Source organism: Litorivivens sp., assembly GCF_057445395.1.
This window is the reverse complement of sequence record NZ_JBVBUV010000030.1, coordinates 15,584-32,450: the sequence shown is the minus strand read 5'-3', so window position 1 is coordinate 32,450 and position 16,867 is coordinate 15,584. Positions and strand designations below refer to the sequence as shown.

The following is a 16,867-nucleotide window of genomic DNA, read 5'->3' as shown; positions in this document are numbered from 1 at the left end:
TCAGGTTTCGTGGCTTTTACGGCCGCCGGGTTCGTAGTCTACATCCTCTTCTGGCGTACTCTGGGGAATAAAATCCTTACGCGCACCGGGCACACTGTAATCGTAGGCCCAACGATAGACGGTGGGCAGTTTGTCGCCCCAATTGCCATGTCCTGGCGGCACATCGGGCGTGTGCCATTCCAGCGAAGCCGCCCCCCAGGGGTTGCGTTCGGAGCGCGAACCACGACACACTGTCCAGATCACGTTGAAAATAAACACTAGCTGAAACAGAGCAACAATAATTGCGGCCAGTGTGATGTCCTCATTCATCGAATGCACCGAGTCGGGCATAAAAGAGGAATCTCCCAGCGCGTAGTAACGGCGCGGCACACCGAGAAAACCGAGATAATGCATAGGCAGGTAAATTGCGTAGGTGCCGAGGAAAGTTCCCCAAAAATGTATCTTACCCATACCTGTATGCAGCTGTTTCCCGCTAATTAGCGGGAACCAGTGATATATGGCGGCGAACAACACCATGATAGGCGACACACCCATCACCATATGAAAGTGAGCGACTACGAAGAAAGTGTCAGATAGCGGCAGGTCGATAACCACGTTGCCGAGAAACAGCCCACTCAGACCACCGTGCGTGAATGTAAAAATAAACCCTATGGCGAACAGCATGGGCACTGTTAAATGGATATTTCCCCGCCATAGTGTGAGCACCCAGTTGTAAACCTTGATCGCGGTAGGTACGGCAATGATCAGTGTGGTGGTGGCAAAGAAAAAACCAAAATAGGGATTCATGCCGCTCACGTACATATGGTGAGCCCAAACGACAAAGCTTAAGCCACCGATAATCACAATGGCCCACACCATCATGCGGTAACCAAAAATGTTTTTTCGCGCATGCACGCTGAGCACATCACTAATCATGCCAAAAGCGGGAAGCGCCACGATATAAACTTCCGGGTGCCCAAAAAACCAGAACAAATGCTGAAACAGGATGGGGCTACCACCTTCGTGTTCCAGTGGCTCACCAAGCGAAACAATCGCCGGCATAAAAAAGCTGGTACCCGCAAGCGTATCAAACAACATCATGATTGCGCTGACCAGCAAGGCAGGGAATGCAAAGAGACCAAGAATGGTCGCGGTAAAAATACCCCACACGGTCAGCGGCATTCGCATCAGCGTCATACCCCGGGTTCGCGCCTGAAGCACGGTGGTAACGTAGTTGAGCCCCCCCATGGTGAAGGCGACGATAAATATCGCCAGAGAAACTAACATTAACACTATGCCGCTCCCGACACCGGGAGTTCCCTCGAGAATTGCTTGCGGAGGGTAGAGTGTCCAACCTGCGCCAGTGGGACCACCGGGCGCAAAAAAGCTGGCAAGCAACACGATAACTGACAACAGATAGAACCAATAGCTAAGCATGTTGAGATAGGGAAATACCATATCTCTGGTGCCGACCATCAGAGGTATCAGATAATTGCCAAAGCCTCCCAGCAGCAGTGCGGTGAGCAGATAGATCACCATGATCATCCCATGCATGGTGACAAACTGCAGATAGCTGTTCGGGTTGATGAAATCGAATTGATCTGGATAGCCCAACTGTAAGCGCATCAAAACCGACAGCGCCAGCGCAATCAGGCCAACGAAGATGGCGGTGCTGGCGTACTGAATGGCAATTACCTTATGGTCCTGACTCCAGATATATTTGCCGATAAACGTTTTCGGGTGATGAAGATGGGCTTCCTGATCGGCAATGGCGACGTGACTCATGGGCGATCACCCCCAGTAGAAGAAACGGATAGATTAGCTGAACCCTGCGGCGCTAACGTGGCAATGTAGGCAAGCAGGTCGTCCAGCCTCTCAGGGTTCTGGATGGTTCGGGTCATCAATCGCATCTGCGTGCCAAACTGATCTTCAGGATGAGTGCCGCGCCATCCCATACTGTAGTGTTTGAGCTGACGATACAGATACCAATCTGCCTGGCCCGCCAGACGCGGTGCACTTAACAGACCTTTACCCTGCGCCTCCACGCCGTGGCAGGCCACACACACCTCGAACACAGCTCCGCCGGCTTTTGCATTGCCGCTATTGCGACTCGGCGGGCTCGCAACCGGGGGTAGCGACTGTATGTAAGCCAGCAGATTGCGTTCATCGGCTTTATCACTAACCGTATACGCCATCGACACCATCTGCTGACCGATTGTGTCGCGGGGATGAGCTCCGCGTATTCCATCGCGGTAGTAGCGTAATTGGCGCGCCATATAGTCAGCACTGAGTATACTTAGGTTGGGAGCATTGAAGTTCTGGTTGCCAGCCCCGTCTGCGCCGTGGCAAACCGCGCAGTTACTGTAAAGCTGTTTACCTGCAATCAGATCGGCGTTATGCATCACCTGCGTTTGCGCAAAGGTTGGATAGCCTTGCAGCCACTGTTGGAACTTTTCCGCAGATTCAACCACCACGGTGCCACGCATAGTGAAGTGGGCGAGACCACATAGCTCTTCACAGAGAATGTCGAATTCACCCTCACGGGTTGGTTCAAACCACTGGTAGGTTTCGGTGCCGGGCACCAGGTCCATCTTCACGCGAAACTGTGGCACAGCAAAGTTGTGCAGCACGTCGTTGGAGCGCAGCAACAGCTTGACCGACTGATTAACCGGCAAATGCAGGCGCTGGCTGTTAACCAGAATATCATCGCGACCAGCGGGGTCAGTGGGATCAATGCCGAAGGGGTTCTCTGGCGATACAAAGCGCGCGTCGGCACCGCCCAATGCATTGTCTTTGCCTGGAAGCCTGAAAGTCCACTGCCACTGTTGGCCAATGGCCTCAACGATCAAGGCGTCGGCAGGTGCGTTAATAATACGCCCCCAGGCAATCAGGCCCGGGGTTAGCATGGCGACTACGCCAATGGTGGTGATAATGGTCAACCAGCTTTCTAGTGATTTATTTTCCGGCTCGTAGTGTGCCTTGTTATTACCATGCTTCCGGTATCGCCATACCACCCACGCTAGAAACAGGTTCACCGCGATAAACACAGCGCCCGTAACCCAGAAAGAAATTTCTATGGTGGTATCAATAGACTGCCAGTTCGACGCGATGGGTGTCAGCCACCACGGACTCAGCAGATGAAAGAGCACAGTCACGACAACCAGCCCCAGAATAATCAGCGCGATAACCATGTCGCTTCCCTATGGCGTTTGACCTGACGCATACCAGAAGACAGATACAGCAAGGCATACTGACAGGTATCGTTTTTATCATTGGGCTTACACGGTCTTCACTGGCAGCACCCCGACAGGGTCAGTCAATGCCCGGTTCGCCTTTTCTGATTTACTGCGTTAAGTACAACGTGATGGCGCTAAGCATCGGTCAGTTTTTCCTTAAACCGACGTCGAATTACTATAGACGAAAAACATAGGTTGCACAGGGCGTTTGTTCAAAATCTCTATAAGGCACGTACTTTGGTTTAGCAAATAGCGCTTTTAATACTCTAGGGAAATTAAAACGAGTTTTAACATTCTTATTCGCGTTAAGAACACAAAAATGAAACCAGCCTCAGTCAATACGAAAAAGGTCTAAAAAACATTTTTTATAGTTTTAATTGTTCATAGCGAGTATCCACAGTTGTTGTACAGTAATAAAAGGTCTGACTTTTCAGACAATCCGTACAAAGGATTTCACCAAAACCTGTTTTAATGGAGGGTGTGTATGGAACGGCACTATTTTATCAGTGACGATCTGGACGAACTTGATCGCGTAGAAGCAGAGCTGGAATCCGAAGGTATGGACAAGCCTCAGATTCATGTTTACAGCGAAGATGATACCGGTGTTGAAACGCACGAGCATCTGCACAATATGGAAGCGGTGCTGAAGAAGGATGTGGTTTATGGCACTGAACTCGGCGCCGTAATCGGCGTTGCTGCAGCCGCACTGGTGTTGCTGGTCGCTTGGGTCACGGGCTTGCCAGAAACAGTCACTTGGATTCCCTTCGTATTCTTGGCCATTGTGGCATTGGGTTTCTGCACCTGGGAAGGCGGGCTTTTCGGCATTCAGGAAATGCACCACGATTTCAAACGGTTTCAGGACGAAATCAAAGCCGGAAAACATGTGCTATTTGTCGACATTGACGCCAATCAGGCCTCAGCGCTGCAACGCGTTATTGCAAGACACCCAAGCCTTCGAGCAGCGGGTACCGGCTCAGGCACGCCGGCCTTCGTAATCACGGCTCAACGCAAGTGGAAGGAATTCGTCCACAGCATGCCCTGATAACTCTTTGACTGACACTACGCCGATCTGGGACGCAGGTCGGCGTTGCCACGTGTCATCTATTGCTATCGTCCTTCTCGCAAACCACTTACCTACCAGCAACGTATAGCGATGCCATCGCTGCGCGGCTCGCCAAAAATGGCCGAGGGAAACAGCGCATTGAAGCGGGTAATGTAGTACTCCTCACCGAGGATATGACGCGCCAGATAGACTCCACCCCGCCACTGAGATCCTGGGGGATCTGGTCATCGTTGTTACCCACGCCTCGCCTATCCATCCGCGCTGTTATTGTGCTGTTAGGATGCTGAGTGAATTGCAAATTTGGCACATCGGCACGCAGGCCAACCAAACTTGAAATCCCTTTTCCCAATTCATTGAACAAAAATGCCACAAAGAAAATCGGGGCGTCCTACAGCAATTCGGCTTTGCGTAGGGCTGTGATTACAACGTCTTCAAGCATAGCTGCCGTGAACGCGATATCCGCACTGCACGGCATTGCCAGTGCCAGGCGGGTAAGCGCCGCGCTGCCGCGAGCCATAGAATCTGATTTCATGGATTGGATTCTTCGAATAAGGAACCTACTTATTCGTAGGTAATCTGGCATGGCAGGGGACAATCCGTATCTGGCATACGTACTAGTCCAAACTGTCTACGCACGCCGTTGTATATATAGAACTGTTATTTAATCAATATATTACAGTGAGTTACCGTTACACAGATGCTATCAATCACGCCGGCGGCAGGCCCTCAGTTGCGCCCGTTATTGCGGCGGAGAAGTGACTAGTTTATAACCTACTTGCTGGTAGGCTGCGCACCGGATAGCCAAACCCGGGCTCCAGTATCGCAACCATTTACACGCTCACAAAAAGGAAATGGCATGACTCAGCAATGCAGTACCAGTCCTAACAGCCCCGTAATCGTCACCGGCGCGGCATCCGGCATAGGCTTGGCCTGCGCCGAGGCGCTGGTTGCAGCAGGTCGTCCGGTCGCGCTGTGGGACATCAGCGATACGGTGATCGCCAGCGCCGAAAAGCTCGCGCAGACCAGCGGCAGGGCATGCATTGGTTGTGTTGTCGACGTGGCCAGCGTAGCTGCCCTCAGGGCTGCGGTTGTCCAATCTCGCGCCGCGCTGGGGCCTATTGGTGGCCTGGTGCACGCCGCTGGTGTTGCCGGCGTCGGCCCATTGGATCAACTGGAACCAGCCCAATGGGATACTGTGATCAACATCAATCTGCGCGCTGAGATTTTTCTTGCCCAGGCTCTGCGCACCGATATGAAATCCCTGCCAGGTTCAGCCATTGTCGGCATCGCTTCTATCAATGCCACGCTTGGTAATGCAATGAACCCCAGCTACAGCGCCTCCAAGGGCGGCATGCTGGCGGCAAACAGGGCGCTGGCCGACGATCTCGCCCAAGATGGCATTCGCATAAACAGTGTGTCACCGGGCCAGATTCAGACCCCTATGATTCAACAGGCAATGGATGCTACGCCCGGCCTGAAGGAAAATTTTGAGCGCCGCATTCTGCTGGGCAGGCTGGGTGCGCCGGAGGAGGTCGCCAAGGCCGTACGCTTTCTTATGTCCGACGATGCCAGTTACATTACCGCCGCTGAGCTGGTAGTGGACGGCGGCAATATTTCCTCGCAACACTAGAACTGTATCAAATTCCGCGGCGTGTCCCTCGTGCATAATCGGGCCGGCTAGCCGAGTTACCATTTCACAAGGAAGGTCGAATGAAACAGTTCGTACTGTTAGTAACCGTTTTACTGCTGGTTATCCTGGTATGGAGCCAGCTCGATACACCGGAGAAAACCACACCCACAGCGCGTATCATTTCCGTTGAGGGCAATGGCGAAGTTGAGGTGGTTCCAGATATTATCCGGCTGCATTTCAATATCACGGCTTTTCACGACAGCGACGTTGCAGTCGCCAAGGCGGACGTAGATCAGCGCGCTTCCGCGGCGGCGCAAGCTCTCATCAAGCTGGGGGTGAAAGAGGCCGATATCTCGTCCTCCTCTTTTCAGGTAAACATCGTTGAAGACTATCGCCGCAGCGAACCGAGAACACGTGAACAGCGGGTTAGTCGCGCCGTCGAGGTGGTATTGCGTGATACCACACGCTACAACGCCGCCCTGCAGGTACTGGTAGATAGCGGCATTTCAGAGATCACCCATATTCAACCCGACGTCTCCAACTACGACGCCCTGAAGCAGCAGGCTCTTGCCAGCGCCGCTGAGGACGCTCGCAAGCAAGCCGAGTTTCTGGCTGACCAATTCGACGCCCGACTCAGTCGTGTTCACAAGATAGGAAGGCAAAACATACAAAGGCATTTCGGCCTGGAAGAGGTGATAACCACATCAGCCAAGCAAGATATGGCCGCACCGCAAGCACCTCCTCACGAATTTAAACCCGGGAAGGTGAAAGTCACTTCTCATGTGTATGCGGAGTTTGAGCTGGAAAACTAGCCCACCGTGATGGCGGGCGCCGTTCTGGTCGGAGTTACACCGCCTGTTTTGCGGCTTCGGAAACAGGCTTCGAGGCAGGCTTGCTGACTCGAAGCTTTGCCAGGTCGGTAGCCAAAAACCGCGTCAGCACACTGTGTTCCTCTTCCGGTGACTGCTTCCACCCATAAATCGCAGGCTTTTCCCTTTCTATTACCAGCGAGTCAAATACCAACCAGTCGTAGATTGCCAGAAGGTTGCACAGGTTGCTGCCGGAATTTTTACCGCGCGCGTGGTGATGATGGTGCTGGGTCGGAAAGGTCAGTATGTGGCAGAGACCGTACATGGTTTTTCGCACCCATGCCTGAGGGTGATTAAGAAAGTACAGGTCATAGTTCCAGTTCACATGGTTGTGCGCAGCCCACAACCCCTTGATCGCCGTACCCACCAAAAACACTTCCGTCAGACCGAGGTAAACACAAAAAAACTGGAACCAGTAATTAGGCATGATGAACCACCACAACCAATGCTCCACGAAGGTTTGGGTAACACTAAGCTGGCCTCTGCCGTCATTGCCGCCCGACAGGTGATGCGGGCGATGGCCCATTTTGAACAGCGCCTGCAGCCGCTGCATGTGTTGGCTTTTCGGCCGGCGCGCGTGGGCAAACCAGTGGCCTATACCGTGCAGAAATTCTTCAAGGGCAATATAGCCGAGCAATACCCACCAGAAATTGGCCGCCTCAAAATCGGCGAGCACGCCCTGCCATTGGGGCACCAGAAGACCGCCGATAAAAGCGGTAACGAGCACCAGTGCAGGGCGCTGCACCAGCACCATCACGGTAGCGGTCAGCAGAGCCATATTCCAGTCTTCCCGGGTTTTGCGCCCGTCGCGGGTGCGCCCGGCCAATACCTCCCACACCATGGCGACAACAATAAACAGTAGGACGAGATTTTCGGGTTTTATGGTTAAGTCTGGCATGGTTCACCTCCTGAGCAGTGATTGCCAGCTTAGCCCGCACGTGATATTTGTAAATTGAATGTTTTGTATATGTTATATCCATGAAGCTGAATTTACGTGGCATAGACCTGAACTTACTGACGATTTTTGACAGCCTGATGGATACCGGCAAGCTGTCTGCAACCGCCGCCGATCTGGGGATGAGCCAGCCAGCAGTGAGCGCCGCATTGCAGAGGCTTCGCCTGACGTTTGGTGACGAACTGTTTATCCGCCACCGCAGTGGTATGCAACCCACACCGCGCGCCCACCTGCTGCACACCGATATTCGCGAGGCGCTGCACCTGGTTAGGCGGGCTGTAAGCACCGAACCCATGTTTAACCCAGCGACAGCCGACCGCAGTTTTACCCTGCTCAGCGACGTGTTTTTTGAAAGCACTGTGATTGGCGAACTGCTGAACCGCCTGAGCGATATAGCACCCGGAGTGCGAATCGACACAAGCCCACTAGCACCAGAAGATCCGGCATCTACACTGACCAATCTCAAAGGCGACCTGATATTGGACTACGCCACACACAGTAGCACCCAGCTGTGTTCAGCACAGGTAAGCGTGGAACGGTTAGTGGTCATAGCAGCTCGTGCACACCCTCGAATCCAGAGTGCGCCAACACTCGAAGAGTTTCTATCTGAGGCCCATGTCATCCTGTCGCGACGCCACGGCAGGCTGACATCTCTGGAGTATGCACTTGGCAACATCTCTTTAAACAGGCGGATTCGCGCCACCCTGCAGAGCTATTCCTCAATGCCCATTGTGGTGGCTAACACCGATTGTCTGGCCACCGTACCGCAACGACTCGGCACGCTCTATGAACAAGCCTTTGACGTTCGCTGCTACCCCTTTCCGGTGGCAATGGAACCCGTTCCTGTGTATATGTACTGGCCGCGGGTGCTTGATCAGGACCCGGCACACCGGTGGTTCCGGCAACAACTGTCTGCCGTACTCGCCTCAGGGGAGGGTGTGAGCGGTTGAACTTACAAACGATTGCTTGTCTGCTATCCCTTATATTGTCTGGTTTTCGTGTTTAACCACTAAGAACTTAAGGAAATTTACCGTTTGGAACCTCTAGTCATACTGCTCGCGTTTGTCGCCGGTCTGGGCTTTCGCGCGCTGGGTTACCCACCGTTGCTGGGTTATCTGTTGGCAGGTTTTGTGGCACACGCGCTGGGGCTCGGCCAGGGACAAGCCGTGGGGACCATTGCCGACCTCGGTATTACGCTGCTGCTGTTTACCATCGGCCTGAAGCTGAACCTGCGTGAATTGATCGCGCCCCAGGTGTGGGGCACCGCCACCCTACAGATGATCGCCGTGGTGCCGCTCACCTGGCTAGCGCTGACGGGCGCCGGACTTCTGATACCGTCGCTGGCGCTACCCAGCCCTGAAGCAGGCCTTACCCTGGCCTTTGCACTGTCATTCTCCAGCACGGTGTTTACCACCAAAACCTTTGAAGAGCGCGGTGAAGCGGTCGCCATTCACGCCGCCATTGCCATCGGCATTCTCATCATTCAGGACCTGTTTGCCGTGACATACCTGGTTGCGGCTTCGGGCAAATTTCCCAGTGTGTACGCGCTAGCACTGGTGGCACTGCCGCTGTTGCGACCGCTTCTTGGCCGCTTGCTGGTATCCGTGGGACACGGCGAGTTACTGGTTCTATTTGGTTTTGTCGTCGCCCTGGGTGGCGCCGGCCTGTTTGAGGCGGTCAATCTGAAAGGTGATTTAGGGGCCCTAGTCATCGGCATGCTGCTGAACAGCCATGACAAGAGCACTGAGCTCTACAAAAACCTGATTCAGTTTAAGGATATCTTTCTGATAGGTTTCTTCCTTCAGATCGGATTTAACGGCCTGCCGGGCGGCGAAATGTTGCTGGTTGCCTTTATGCTAGGCGCGTTAATTGTGTTGCGCCCAGTGGTGTACTTGTGCCTGCTTATTTGGCTGCGGCAACGCGCCCGCACCTCGCTGCTCGCCGCGCTGTCGCTTGCCACTTACAGCGAATTTGGCTTGATCGTCGCTCAATTGGCGACCAAAGAGGGCATTATAGACTCGGCTTGGGTTACCACCATTGCGCTGGCGTTGGCGATCTCGTTCTTTGTAGCAACACCACTAAATAACCGCGCTCGGGATATCTACGCCCGTTTTTCCGGTAAGTTGCAAGGCTGGGAGCGCGGGCCGCGCAGCACTGAGGAATCGGTCAACACCCTCAGCGATGCCGACATTGTTATTGTCGGCGCGGGCCGGGTGGGTACCGGTGCCTACCGCTATTTGGACGAACGCTACCCTGGCAATGTGGTCTGTATTGAAGAAAACAAAGACAAAGTGGCGGGGCTAATGGCCGAAGGTATCAACTGTGTGCACGGCGATGGCAACGACCGGGATTTCTGGCAATTGGCCAGCCTCCCTGCACGCAAGTTGATACTGGTCAGTCTGACGAATCACCGGGAAAACATGGGCGTGGTAAAACTTCTTCAAAATGAACGATTTAAGGGGCAGCTCGCGGTGGTATCGCGGTATGCAGATGAAGAGCAGGAAATCCGGGAGGCCGGCTGCATAACCTTCAATCTCTATGCCGAGGCCGGTCACGGTTTCGCCGAACACGTGCTGACCCAAATCCAGCCCGCTAACTAAAGGGCACGTTTTCAGTTAGTTACGCGAAAGAAGCGCAGTAGCGTGAATCAACTATACTTATGCATACCGCGCTGAGATGAGTTCCTAGCGCCCAAACAGATTGGACGCGATGGCTTCAAAACGCTCTCTAACTAATGCCCCATCCCGCCGACCAGTGCAGATATTGCTGGCCGAGGACTGTCTCGGCGACGTAATTCTGGTTCGACGCGGCCTGGAAAAGCTGAACATCCCCTTTGAGTTGAGCGTAGTGGATGACGGTGAGCAGCTTCTCAACTATCTGGTAGATGCGCTTCGCCTTGAAGGGTGCAAACAGACCGTACCTACCCCTGACTTGGTTCTTATCGACCTGAATATGCCCAAGCTTGACGGCTTCAAAGCACTGGAACTGATAGCCCAAAAGGAAAACTATAAGGAGTTACCATTGGTTGTGGTGTCCTCCTCCTCCAATCCCGAAGATATACGCCTTGCTTATGAACTTGGCGCACATGGATATATCGATAAGGCGCTCGGACCAGCGGCGTTCATTGAACGGCTCCAGTTTTTAGAGCACTATTGGCGGCGAGAAGGTCTGCTCATCGCTGCAGGCAGTAAATCCAGACATTAATACTGGCATTTTTCGCAATATCGATTGCCAAGAAAGTAAAAAAACCAAAGGACGGCGATCTACTCTATGGGCTACCAGCGATTGTGCAAAGGGCTCGCCGTAGTCTGCGCCAGCCTCGCCATCATTTTATCCGCAACGGTGCTAGTCGGCTGGCACACTGCCAACGTGGATCTGGTCAACCTAGCGCTCGGCAACATGGCGATCCACTACCATACAGCGCTCGGTGGGCTGCTCGCTGGGCTCGCTCTGATTACCTACCAACGGAAAAAGCCTCATCTGACTACCGCGCTGGCACTGCCCGTCTGTCTCATTGGACTACTGCATTTTGTACAGTTCATCAGCAAGTCGCGCTGGCACATCGATCATTGGTTTCACGCGATAATTGAAAATAGCGCATTCACTAACACACTAAACCTAGCACCAACAGTATCCATTGCATTGATGGCTTTTGGTGCGGCCTTAGTGTGGTGGCCACACCGCGAGCACGACCCGGATGCCGCGTACGCTCTGCGGGCAGTTTGCTTATCACTGTTTGCCATTTGCCTGGTCAGTAGCTGGGCTTTATACGATCAAAACCAGGGTCTTTACGGCTGGGGCAATATCGCACGTATGGCTCCTGGTAGTATTTTGATCTTCGTACTACTCGGAATTTCGGGTCTATGTTGCACCGTAAGTGCAGCGTATAACAAATACCGACACCGCTTCATCCAGATGGTTGTCAGCGTGCTGGTGCCGCTCGTCATTGGTCTCTCCATCATGCTGTGGGCGGCACTAGGCAAAACAGAAGCTCGCCATCTTGGAGAAACTATTCGCCAGGAAAGCGCCATGACCCTCAGTGGTCTGCGTCATTCACTTCGCTCTCAGGCCTATTCTCTTCGTCGAATGGCCAACCGGCTCGCACGCAGTGCTGAGCCTGATCTGGCCGCCTGGCGACTCGATGCTGAAATGTACCTGTTAGACCACCCGGGCATGATTGCGCTGGCACGAGTTTCCGGCATTCCTCAAAACGTAGAGTGGATAGTTAGTGAACAAGCCCCGCAACAGATTCAGCCTGATGTTATACAGAAGGCTTTGAGCGAAGCTGGTAGGGCAAGCGAGCGATTAGCCATTTCCAACCCGAGTTTGCTGCGTGAAGGAAGCGGGCAGTTCATCATGGCCAGCCCAGCAAGTCGTGGTGACAAAAACACGGCTGTACTCGCTGTATTCGACGGTGCAGCACTGTTGCAAGGTGTATTTTTTCACGAGTATCTTGATCTAATGCACCTAACGGTATCGCTAGGCGGGGATCGCCTCTTCGAAACGACGGCCAAACAGGATGAGTTTCGTCGGTTTTGGGCGATAACTGACCAGGTGGAACTACTTGGTAAAACGTGGACATTAGAGGTCTGGCCAACGGCTCACTACTACAATGACATACACACAAACCTTCAAGACATGGTGTTAGTGTCCGGGCTTATTATCGCTGTGCTTTTGGTGATTACATCCCAGCTTCTATTACGATCCGATCGCAATTCAGATCTGTTGCGCACAAAAGAACGCCAGCTCACCCTGTTACTCGACAACGCAGGAGAGGGGATTTTCGGCCTAGATGCTGAGGGAAGAACAACTTTTCTTAACCAGGCCGCAGAGAGAATTACTGGCTACTCAGCCAAACAAATGCTCAACAAAAAACAACATTCCATCTTGCATCACTCGCACGCGGACGGGCGTCCTTACCCTGAAGAAGAGTGCAATATCTACCGCGTTCTGAAAGAGGGTGGCCAACATTTCGAACGCAACGAGGTATTTTGGCGTCCTGATGGAAAATGCTACCCAGTGGAATATACAAGCTCTGCGGTTGTAAATCATAAGGGCACGATCACCGGCGCAGTTACCGTATTTCGCGACATCTCAGAATTGAAAGAAATTGAGAACAAACTCCGCGCCATTAACGAGGAGTTAGAGAATTTTGCCTATCTCGCGTCCCACGATCTGAAAGCCCCGTTGCGAGTCATCCACAATGCTTCGCAATGGTTAAAAGAGGATCTCGCCGAGCACTTACGTGACGAGGATCGAGAGAATCTCGATCTGCTGCAGAATCGCGCCAACCGGATGGAGCGCCTGCTCGATGATTTGCTGCAATACTCACGAATAGGGCGGGTCACCGACGATCGCTTCCGTGAAAAAATTAGCGGTACGGAGATGATGGAAAATATCGTCAACCTGCTAGCCACACCAGAAGACGTTGTGCTAAATATTTCTGAAAATTTTGCAAATATCGCGAACGCACGTATGCCACTACAACAGATCCTATATAACCTAATTGGCAATTCGATCAAGCACCGAGAAGGCCGCTCACTGCGTATCGACGTCGACGTAAAAACAGTGGGCGACAGCTATATCTTCACCGTGGCAGACAATGGTCCCGGCATTCCGGCTAAGTATCACCAGCGCATTTTCGATATTTTTCGAACCTTGAAACCACGCGATCAAGTGGAAGGTAGCGGCATCGGCCTGTCAGTTGTTAAGAAATACGTGACATTGTATGGTGGTAGAATCGAGGTACATTCGGCAGTAGGCGAAGGTTGCTGCTTTACCATTACGTGGCCAATATCACCTCAGCAAGCCAACAGATAATGAATCAAAAAAACATAAACATACTGCTGCTCGAAGATGACGATGGCGATGCCAAAGCTCTACAGCGCGCACTCCGCAAGGCAAAATTAGATAACGCCGTCCATCGTGCGATTGATGGTGTTCATGCACTGGATATTCTTCTGGGTAGAAACGGTCAGGAAAAATTAAACGGCCCACACCTGTTGCTGGTTGATATCAATATGCCCCGCATGGACGGCATCGAATTCCTAACCGAATTGCGCCAGATACCCGGCTTAAATCGAACCGTTGCATTTATGCTAACCGCATCAGCACGTGAAGAAGATACCATGGCTGCGTATGACCTGAATGTTGCTGGCTACATTCGTAAAACAGAAGCAGAGCTTCTGAAGCTGGTGGAATTACTAGACTGCTACCAGCGTGTAGTGCGGTTTCCTACCTTAACTAGTTTTTCAAAGAATCGCATGGACACCGATTCTTGACGAATACAAAAGCAATTCAATGTCAGCTCGCCATGACAACTAGCCAAGGTTCTAGTAGGTCATTATTTCTGGCCCTGCCTCTTGCCACTAAACCTGTATTTATATACAGTTAGATAGACGAGCGACCATCAGTGAGGAAAAAATCATGGCGGTAATAGCCAAGTGGATGTGTGACCGGGACAACACCATGTTTGACAACAAGAAAGACGCGGACGCCTACGACAAAATGCTGGAACTGGCGGAGCAGCTAACCGAACTGCTGTTACACCACGTACCTAGTGCCGATGAGAAAGAAGCCGAGGAATTCGGAATTTTACTGGCTCGCAACAAAGAGCTTCTCATTCAGGCTAGCAAAGGAAAAATCGAGGTACTGGCAAACATCAGTGGCGAAGACAGCAACGTAACAACGCTGGCCGCTAATGGCTAGGCCTCTCCCCATCCGTAGCAGCCCCTCCTGACGGTGGTCCATACTACGGGTACGTAGTTACCGCTATAGCGGCGTTCCGTATCGCTGAGAGACACTAGATAAGTGCCTGCCAGCTAAGAGTTCGTCTGGCAGCTTTACCCGAAGCAACTACACGTACCCAAGGCCACCATGAAAATACTGCTGGTGGATGATAGCCCCGCTGACCGCGCACTGCTTCAACGTTTGCTGAAGAAGTGCGCTGCAACCACCGCAGTGCAAGAAGCCCACACTATCGCCAATGCACTGCGGCACCTCATACAAAGTAAGCCAGATGTGGTATTACTTGACTACCGCATGCCAGGTATTGCCGACTTCGAGGGGCTTGATCTTGTCAGAAATATTGACACTCTCATTCCCGTGATCCTGATTAGCGGTTTCGGCGATAGGAGGCTTGGTGCCACCGCGCTGTCAGCCGGCGCTGACGGCTATCTGCAGAAAGACGGCCTGACGGCACAAGCCCTAGAAAACACCCTGACCATCGCCCAAGGCAAATCCGAAGCACGTCGGCGTCTGGCTCAAGAACAGCGACATAGGGAAGACATTGCCCAAGAGATATCCGCAGACAGGGATCATTCAAATAGGACACCGCATGCCCTGCTCCCCGGAGTCACACACAACAAAGCGTTTGAGCAAAACTGCGATGATCTGATCAAGTCAGCTGGCGGTGTTACCGAGCTAATGAAAAAGGTCGCTTATTTTGTACGCACAGGTAGCAAAACCGACCAACAGGGGCTTGTAGACCTTGAGCACCTTGTTGCCGAAGCAGCAGCAACGAGTCGCCGTCTTTACGGGGGTACTGAATCGACGGTGACCTTTGGAAAACTCCCTATTATTAATAGTGACCGTTTACTACTTCAGCAAATCGCGGAAAATCTAATAAGTAATGGTTTGAAGCATAACGACCACGACAATCCGAACGTTTTCGTCTCTTACGCGCAGCAAGATCGACAACACTGCCTGGCATTTCAGGACAACGGCGCTGGCGTTGCGCCGCAATACCGCGAACGTATTTTCAAACCCTTTTTTAGGCTCACTGATCAATCGGGCTCTATGGGCGCGGGGATGGGTTTAGCGATAAGCCAACGAAATGCGCATCGCCTGGGCGGTGGCATTTCCGTTTACACCGCCCCAAGCGGCGGTTCGATATTCATGCTGCAATTTCCTGCGCAGTAGAGGCTGTCGCGTGTGCTAGTATAAATAAAGGCGTGTTTGGAAATCGCCAGTAAAAATAAGGTACGCCGAAAATTCATACCGGTTCATGCACAATCGTCTTGTTTCGTTTTTAACGACAATTTTAACAGGGTGCCCCCATGAACATATTGATAGTGGATGACGACAGGGCAGACAGAACCGCGACCAAGCGCGTGTTATCGAGAGCGGAAGGGCCCGTCTATATAGAAGAAGCATCATCCATCGACGAAGCAATAGAAAAAATCGATCTCCACCAGCCAGAGTTAATGTTACTGGATTACCAGATGCCTGACGTCGACGGTTTTCAGGGCTTAGAACTCATACGCGAATGCCACCCTTTTTTGCCCATTGTTATGGTAACTGGCCACGGCAGCGAAACGCTTGCGACCAGCGCGAGTCACGCAGGCGCAGATCACTATGTGCCAAAAGCGTCGATTTCCTTAGAAAACCTTGAAAATGCAATGGCTACAGCCAAGGCAAAAGCGCAGCTGCGCAAGACAATTCACGAGCAGCAAAGTGAGCTGAAGCAATTTGCACGTGTACTTTCTCACGATCTGAAAGCACCGTTAAATCGGATGCGAAATTTTGCGGATATCATTTCCGAGGACGTTAAAGCCGGTCAATTGGATGATTTAGAGGTCATGTGCGACCAACTAAAGCACGCCGCCAGCGATGCCATTGACCTGGTAAAATTACTAACCACCTTTCTAGACGAACCGGATATAGCTTACGAATTGATCGACGTAAAAGATCTTCTCAAGGAAATTGCGGAAGTCGCCAAATCAGATCAGCAAGGCCCTTGTTCTGTTGTCAACAACTCACCTGCGCTCACGATTGAAAGTTGTCGGCCTTTGCTTTTTCAGTTATTCCAGAACGTGATTAGCAATGGGCTGAAATATAATCGAAATGATAAACCAACCGTAACTATTACTTACCTGGAATCGGAAAGTCACCACATCTTTGAGTTCAAGGACAATGGCATTGGCATTGAAGAAGATCTTTGGGAAGAAATCTTTAAGCCTTTCGTTCGCTTACACGGCGACTCCGAATTCCGAGGATCAGGCATGGGCCTGGCAATCTGCCATAAAAACGCTAAGCGGCTAGGCGCAGCCATCTCATTTACCAGCACGCTCGGATCGGGCAGCTGCTTTCGCATTACGCTGCCCAAAGCGGCAGACGCCGGTTCATAAACAACGG

At 52.2% G+C, this 16,867-nt stretch carries 15 protein-coding genes; 11 read left to right on the top strand and 4 right to left on the bottom strand.

The window, feature by feature from the left end; translation table 11 throughout:
- Positions 1 to 1,764, bottom strand: coding sequence for a cytochrome c oxidase subunit I (locus AC222A_RS10405; RefSeq protein WP_372748383.1), 1,764 nt, complete (start codon positions 1,762 to 1,764; stop codon positions 1 to 3).
- Positions 1,761 to 3,170, bottom strand: a complete 1,410-nt coding sequence (locus AC222A_RS10400) for a c-type cytochrome (protein WP_372810229.1) — start codon at positions 3,168 to 3,170, stop codon at positions 1,761 to 1,763. Before AC222A_RS10400 ends, AC222A_RS10405 begins: the two co-directional genes overlap by 4 nt.
- A gap of 529 nt (positions 3,171 to 3,699) precedes the next feature.
- On the opposite strand from AC222A_RS10400, the gene AC222A_RS10395 reads away from it, so the two are divergent.
- Positions 3,700 to 4,257, top strand: coding sequence for an NAD/FAD-utilizing enzyme (locus AC222A_RS10395; RefSeq protein WP_372748381.1), 558 nt, complete (start codon positions 3,700 to 3,702; stop codon positions 4,255 to 4,257).
- 409 nt (positions 4,258 to 4,666) lie between these two features.
- Here the strand turns inward: AC222A_RS10395 and AC222A_RS10390 are convergent, their stop codons facing one another.
- Positions 4,667 to 4,810, bottom strand: a complete 144-nt coding sequence (locus AC222A_RS10390; RefSeq protein ID WP_486774941.1) for a hypothetical protein — start codon at positions 4,808 to 4,810, stop codon at positions 4,667 to 4,669.
- A 324-nt stretch (positions 4,811 to 5,134) separates the two neighbouring features.
- Here AC222A_RS10390 and AC222A_RS10385 point away from each other — a divergent pair, with 324 nt between their 5' ends.
- Positions 5,135 to 5,908, top strand: coding sequence for an SDR family NAD(P)-dependent oxidoreductase (locus AC222A_RS10385; protein WP_372750561.1), 774 nt, complete (start codon positions 5,135 to 5,137; stop codon positions 5,906 to 5,908).
- 80 nt (positions 5,909 to 5,988) lie between these two features.
- A complete protein-coding gene (locus AC222A_RS10380; RefSeq protein WP_372750562.1) occupies positions 5,989 to 6,720 on the top strand; it encodes an SIMPL domain-containing protein in 732 nt (243 codons plus the stop codon).
- 34 nt (positions 6,721 to 6,754) lie between these two features.
- Here the strand turns inward: AC222A_RS10380 and AC222A_RS10375 are convergent, their stop codons facing one another.
- The gene (locus tag AC222A_RS10375) at positions 6,755 to 7,675 is read right to left on the bottom strand and encodes a sterol desaturase family protein (RefSeq protein ID WP_486774940.1); all 921 of its coding nucleotides are present in this window, start codon (positions 7,673 to 7,675) and stop codon (positions 6,755 to 6,757) included.
- 80 nt (positions 7,676 to 7,755) lie between these two features.
- On the opposite strand from AC222A_RS10375, the gene AC222A_RS10370 reads away from it, so the two are divergent.
- From AC222A_RS10370 to AC222A_RS10335, 8 genes are all read left to right on the top strand, one after another.
- Positions 7,756 to 8,682: a LysR family transcriptional regulator gene (locus tag AC222A_RS10370; protein WP_372749326.1), complete on the top strand. Its 927-nt coding sequence runs from the start codon at positions 7,756 to 7,758 to the stop codon at positions 8,680 to 8,682.
- A gap of 84 nt (positions 8,683 to 8,766) precedes the next feature.
- Complete coding sequence (locus AC222A_RS10365; protein WP_372749327.1) at positions 8,767 to 10,332, top strand: cation:proton antiporter domain-containing protein; 1,566 nt, start codon at positions 8,767 to 8,769, stop codon at positions 10,330 to 10,332.
- A gap of 109 nt (positions 10,333 to 10,441) precedes the next feature.
- Positions 10,442 to 10,936: a response regulator gene (locus AC222A_RS10360; RefSeq protein WP_372759116.1), complete on the top strand. Its 495-nt coding sequence runs from the start codon at positions 10,442 to 10,444 to the stop codon at positions 10,934 to 10,936.
- Between the two features lie 66 nt (positions 10,937 to 11,002).
- Positions 11,003 to 13,552, top strand: a complete 2,550-nt coding sequence (locus AC222A_RS10355; protein ID WP_486774939.1) for a sensor histidine kinase — start codon at positions 11,003 to 11,005, stop codon at positions 13,550 to 13,552.
- Positions 13,552 to 14,013, top strand: a complete 462-nt coding sequence (locus AC222A_RS10350; RefSeq protein ID WP_372749831.1) for a response regulator — start codon at positions 13,552 to 13,554, stop codon at positions 14,011 to 14,013. The genes AC222A_RS10355 and AC222A_RS10350 overlap by 1 nt, the downstream gene beginning before the upstream one ends.
- 145 nt (positions 14,014 to 14,158) lie before the next feature.
- Positions 14,159 to 14,440, top strand: a complete 282-nt coding sequence (locus AC222A_RS10345) for a YebG family protein (RefSeq protein ID WP_372749830.1) — start codon at positions 14,159 to 14,161, stop codon at positions 14,438 to 14,440.
- A 168-nt stretch (positions 14,441 to 14,608) separates the two neighbouring features.
- On the top strand, positions 14,609 to 15,652 hold the full coding sequence (locus tag AC222A_RS10340) for an ATP-binding protein (RefSeq protein ID WP_372749829.1): 1,044 nt from the start codon (positions 14,609 to 14,611) through the stop codon (positions 15,650 to 15,652).
- 152 nt (positions 15,653 to 15,804) lie between these two features.
- The gene (locus tag AC222A_RS10335) at positions 15,805 to 16,860 is read left to right on the top strand and encodes a sensor histidine kinase (protein ID WP_372783387.1); all 1,056 of its coding nucleotides are present in this window, start codon (positions 15,805 to 15,807) and stop codon (positions 16,858 to 16,860) included.
- Positions 16,861 to 16,867: the final 7 nt, after the last annotated feature.

Coding starts and splice junctions, on each gene's coding strand:
- AC222A_RS10400 (WP_372810229.1), bottom strand. CDS start 3,170: ATGGTTATCGCGCTGATTATTCTGGGGCTGGTTGTCGTGACTGTGCTC.
- AC222A_RS10395 (WP_372748381.1), top strand. CDS start 3,700: ATGGAACGGCACTATTTTATCAGTGACGATCTGGACGAACTTGATCGC.
- AC222A_RS10405 (WP_372748383.1), bottom strand. CDS start 1,764: ATGAGTCACGTCGCCATTGCCGATCAGGAAGCCCATCTTCATCACCCG.
- AC222A_RS10345 (WP_372749830.1), top strand. CDS start 14,159: ATGGCGGTAATAGCCAAGTGGATGTGTGACCGGGACAACACCATGTTT.
- AC222A_RS10380 (WP_372750562.1), top strand. CDS start 5,989: ATGAAACAGTTCGTACTGTTAGTAACCGTTTTACTGCTGGTTATCCTG.
- AC222A_RS10340 (WP_372749829.1), top strand. CDS start 14,609: ATGAAAATACTGCTGGTGGATGATAGCCCCGCTGACCGCGCACTGCTT.
- AC222A_RS10360 (WP_372759116.1), top strand. CDS start 10,442: ATGGCTTCAAAACGCTCTCTAACTAATGCCCCATCCCGCCGACCAGTG.
- AC222A_RS10350 (WP_372749831.1), top strand. CDS start 13,552: ATGAATCAAAAAAACATAAACATACTGCTGCTCGAAGATGACGATGGC.
- AC222A_RS10355 (WP_486774939.1), top strand. CDS start 11,003: ATGGGCTACCAGCGATTGTGCAAAGGGCTCGCCGTAGTCTGCGCCAGC.
- AC222A_RS10385 (WP_372750561.1), top strand. CDS start 5,135: ATGACTCAGCAATGCAGTACCAGTCCTAACAGCCCCGTAATCGTCACC.
- AC222A_RS10390 (WP_486774941.1), bottom strand. CDS start 4,810: ATGAAATCAGATTCTATGGCTCGCGGCAGCGCGGCGCTTACCCGCCTG.
- AC222A_RS10375 (WP_486774940.1), bottom strand. CDS start 7,675: ATGCCAGACTTAACCATAAAACCCGAAAATCTCGTCCTACTGTTTATT.
- AC222A_RS10370 (WP_372749326.1), top strand. CDS start 7,756: ATGAAGCTGAATTTACGTGGCATAGACCTGAACTTACTGACGATTTTT.